Origin of the sequence: Neoroseomonas rubea (assembly GCF_016106015.1) — a bacterium.
Taxonomy (GTDB): Bacteria; Pseudomonadota; Alphaproteobacteria; order Acetobacterales; family Acetobacteraceae; genus Neoroseomonas; species Neoroseomonas rubea.
The window spans coordinates 1-3,942 of the sequence record NZ_JACADQ010000377.1 but is presented as its reverse complement, the minus strand read 5'-3'; the positions used below and the strand labels follow the sequence as shown (position 1 = coordinate 3,942).

Here is a 3,942-nt window from a genome sequence, read left to right as displayed (position 1 = left end):
CGTGGATCGCCGCGCAGCAGCAGCAGCGGGGCGCCGCGATCGGCCAGCGCGCGCGCCAGCGCGGCCAGGCTGTGGTGCAACCACCAGCGCGCCGCCCCGCCGGGCGCGCGCGGCCCATCCTCCAGCACATAGACGGGCAGCACCGGCCGGCCTTCCAGGGCGAGGAGGGCGGGGTTGTCGGCCAGGCGGAGATCCTGGCGGAACCAGAGGATGGCGGGGTCGCTCATGCCCCCGAATGTGGTGCCGGCGGGCGCGCGTCAATGACGCGGCGCGCAGCCACCCATTGAATGCGCAAAATCTTATATATATGCTGGCGCAGATATGAACCATGGAGTGACGCGATGAGCGACCTCGCTCTCCACCACGCCCTGCCCGTGGCGCCCGCGCGCGCCGAGACGGCGGCGGGGCGCTGGAATCCCTATCTGATCGGCGCCGGCATCGGCGTGCTGTCCTGGCTCGTCTTCGTCATCGTCGCCGCACCGATCGGCATCACCACGGCGGGCGCGCAGATCGCCGGCGGCGTCGCGGCGCTGGCCGTGGGGCAGGAGGCCGTCTCGGCCAATGCCTACTGGGCGCGCAACCCGATGCGGCTCGACTACGGCACGCTGTTCCTGATCGGCACGGCGGTCGGTGCCTTCGTCTCCGCGCTGCTGCGCGGCGGGCTGCGCGTCGAGCACGTGCCGTCGGTCTGGCAGGAACGCTTCGGGCCCTCCGTCGCGCTGCGCTATGCCGGCGCCTTCATCGGCGGGGCGATCATCATGTTCGCCTCGCGGCTCGCCAATGGCTGCACCTCCGGCAACGGCATCTCGCAGAGCCTGCAGCTCGCCGTCGTCGGCTGGGTCTTCTTCGCCACCATGTTCGCCTCGGGCGTCGCCACCGCGTGGCTGATGTTCCGCGGGCGCTGAGAAAGGAACGCCACGCATGTTCCCCGTCGCCAAGGAAACCGCGCTCTGGCTCGCGCCGCTGTTCGGCATCGCCTTCGGCTGGCTGCTCGAGCGCGGCCGAGTCCTGGATTACAACGTCATCGTCAACCAGCTGCGGCTGCGCGACTTCACCGTGCTGAAGGTGATGCTGACCGCCGTCGTGGTCGGCGGCATCGGCGTCTTCGTCCTTGTCCAGATGGGCGAGGCGCGCTGGCACCTGCGCGACGCCAACATGGGCGGGGTCGTGCTGGGCGGGCTGCTGTTCGGCGTCGGGATGGCGATCTACGGCTACTGCCCGGGCACGGGCTTCGCGGCGGCGGCGACCGGGCGCACCCATGCGCTGGTCGGCGTGCTCGGCATGATCGCGGGCGCGATCGCCTATGCCTATGCCTTCGAGGGTCTGCGCGGCAGCGTGCTCGCCTGGTGGAATGCCGGGCCCGTCACGCTGGCCGACGTCACGGGCCTGCCGGCCTCGCTGCTCTACGCCGCGCTCGCCGCGCTGGCGCTCGGCCTCTTCGCGCTGATCGAGCGCGCGGAAGGGCGCGGCAAGGCGGTGTGACGCGGCAGCCGATCGCACCTGATCGGTGCGACCTGCTCGCGTCGCGGAGCATCGACCGCTTCGGGAGAACGCCTCCCGCGCCACAGCGACATCCGATCACTCTGAACCAGCGTGATCGGATGACGTGCCGTGGAATGAATGGGTTCTGGAGCGGGACATCCGATCAGCCGTTCCCGGCTGATCGGATATTGTCCTAACCCGCTTCGAGCGCGCCGCGCAGCCGCGCCATGACCGCCCGGCGCGCGCCATCGTCCGGCGCGCGCTCGATCGCCTCCTCGATGGCGAGCAGCAGCGCGGCGCGGGCATTGTGCCAGTCCGGGCGCCCGGCCTGGGCGGGGTCGGGGCGGCGGTGCGACACCTCCCGCCGGCGCGGCGCCGTGGCCGGGGCGAGGTCGTAGGCATCGTCGAGCACCGGCAGGATCACCCGGCCCTCCGCCGCGAGGCCCTCGGCCGCGATCCGCTCGGCGAGCGCCTCCATCGCCGGCGGTTCGCCATGCACGAGGAAGACGCTGCCCGTGACGGGCCCGCGCGCACGCAGCCAGGCGGCGAGTTCCGGCGCATCCGCATGGCCGGAGTAATCCCTGATCTCGCGGATGGCAGCGCGCACGCGAATGGTCTCGCCCTGGATGCGCACCTCCTCCTTGCCTTCGCGCAGCAGGCGGCCGAGCGTGCCTTCCGCCTGGAACCCGGTGAGCAGCACCGTCGCATCCGGCGACCACAACCAGCGCTTGAGGTGGTGCCGGATGCGCCCGGCATCGCACATGCCCGATCCGGCGATGACGATGTGGAAGCCCTCGACCTCGGCGATGCGGCGGGACTGTTCCACCGTCTCGGTGAACTGCAGCAGCGGGGAGCGCAGCGCGCGCTTGACCGAATGCCCGTTCTCCAGCGCCGCGGCGTGTTCGAGGAAGACCTCCGTCGCGCGGATGGCGAGCGGGCTGTCCACCATGATGGGCGCCATCGGGATGCGCCCCGACTGCATGAGCGTGACGAGGTCCCAGCAGATCTCCTGCGTGCGTTCCACGGCGAAGGCCGGGATCAGCAGCGCGCCGCCAGGATGCGCGGCGTCCTGCACGATGCCCGCGAGCCGGTCGCGCCGCGCCGCGTGGTCCACGCAGGGCTTGTCCTCGTCGCCATAGGTGCTTTCGAGGAAGACGTGGTCGATCGCGTCCGGCCCTTCCGGGTCGCGGTGGAACGCGCTGCAATCCGGGCCGAGATCGCCCGAGACGAGCACGCGCAGCGGTGCCGCGCCGTCTTCGGAGAATTCGAGCTCGATCGAGGCCGAGCCCAGCATGTGCCCGGCATTCCACCAGCGCGCGCGGATGCCCGGCAGCGACGGGAATTCCAGCCAGCGATCCATCGGCACGGCGCGGAAGGCGCGCAGCGCGGCGATCGCATCGGCCGAGGTGTAGATCGGCTCCACCTCCGCCCGCCCGCGCCGGCGGTTGCGGCGGTTGAGGTTCTCCACCTCCATCTGTTGCACATGCCCCGAATCCGGCAGCATGACGGCGCACAGGTCGACCGTCGGCGGCGTTGCGATGATCTGCCCGCGGAAGCCTTCCTTCACCAGCCGCGGCAGCAGCCCCGAATGGTCGATATGCGCATGCGTCAGCAGCACCGCGTCGATCTCGCGCGGGTTGTAGGGGAAGGGTTCCCAGTTGAGCGCCTTCAGCGTCTTGGGTCCCTGGAACATCCCGCAATCGACGAGGAACCGCGCGCGGCCCGTCTCGAACAGCAGCGACAGGCCGGTGACGGTGCGGGCGGCGCCGCAGGCGCGGACGGTGACGGGCATGGCCGCTACTCCGCCGTCACGCCGCCATCGACCGGCAGCGCGATTCCCGTGACGCCGGCGGCGGCGTCTGAGAGCAGGAACACGGCCGGCCCGGCGATGTCCTCGGGCTCCATGATCCGCCCGAGCGGGATGCGCGCGCTGGTCGCCGCGACGAATTCCTTGTCCGCCATCAGCTCGGCGGCGAGCGGCGTGTTGACCAGCCCCGGGCAGACCGCGTTGACGCGGATGCCGAGCGGGCCGAGTTCCAGCGCCATGCTGCGCGTCAGCCCCATCACCGCGTGCTTGCTCGCGGCGTAGAGGCTGCGGTTGCGCGCGCCGACGAGCCCGACGACCGAGGAGATGTTGACGATCGACCCGCGCGCGCCGCGCGCCTTCATCCCGCGCGCGACCGCCTGCGCGACGATCGCCGCGCCCTTCACGTTGAGCGCGAGGATGCGGTCCATCTCCGCCTCGCTCGCGTCCAGGAAGGGTTCGCGCGTGACGCTGCCGGCATTGTTCACGAGGCCGTCGAGCGGCCCCGCTGCGGCGATCGCGGCGCGGATCGCGGCCGGGTCGGCGGCGTCGAAGGGCAGGGGTTCCGCCACCCCGCCCGCGGCCGCGATTTCCGCAGCGAGCGCGATGAGCCCGTCGCGCCCGCGCGCCGCGATCACGACGGTGGCCCCCGCGCC

Annotated in this window: 5 protein-coding genes; 2 read left to right on the top strand and 3 right to left on the bottom strand. The window is 71.8% G+C overall.

The annotated features are described in order from the left end of the window. Nucleotides 1–227, bottom strand: a 227-nt coding sequence (locus HW577_RS22145) for a deoxyribodipyrimidine photo-lyase (RefSeq protein ID WP_198378284.1), incomplete at its 3' end; no start/stop codon positions are given. 114 nt (nt 228–341) lie between these two features. Here HW577_RS22145 and HW577_RS22140 point away from each other — a divergent pair. Both HW577_RS22140 and HW577_RS22135 read left to right on the top strand, forming a co-directional pair. Then, the gene (locus tag HW577_RS22140) at nt 342–905 is read left to right on the top strand and encodes a YeeE/YedE thiosulfate transporter family protein (protein WP_198378283.1); all 564 of its coding nucleotides are present in this window, start codon (nt 342–344) and stop codon (nt 903–905) included. A 16-nt stretch (nt 906–921) separates the two neighbouring features. Next, complete coding sequence (locus HW577_RS22135; RefSeq protein ID WP_198378282.1) at nt 922–1,482, top strand: DUF6691 family protein; 561 nt, start codon at nt 922–924, stop codon at nt 1,480–1,482. 193 nt (nt 1,483–1,675) lie between these two features. On the opposite strand, the gene HW577_RS22130 is transcribed toward HW577_RS22135, so the two are convergent. Together HW577_RS22130 and HW577_RS22125 are read right to left on the bottom strand one after the other, a co-directional pair. Further along, nucleotides 1,676–3,274, bottom strand: a complete 1,599-nt coding sequence (locus tag HW577_RS22130) for an MBL fold metallo-hydrolase RNA specificity domain-containing protein (RefSeq protein ID WP_198378281.1) — start codon at nt 3,272–3,274, stop codon at nt 1,676–1,678. Nucleotides 3,275–3,279: 5 nt separating this feature from the next. After that, on the bottom strand, nt 3,280–3,942 hold a 663-nt coding region (locus HW577_RS22125), incomplete at its 5' end, for an SDR family NAD(P)-dependent oxidoreductase (RefSeq protein WP_198378280.1).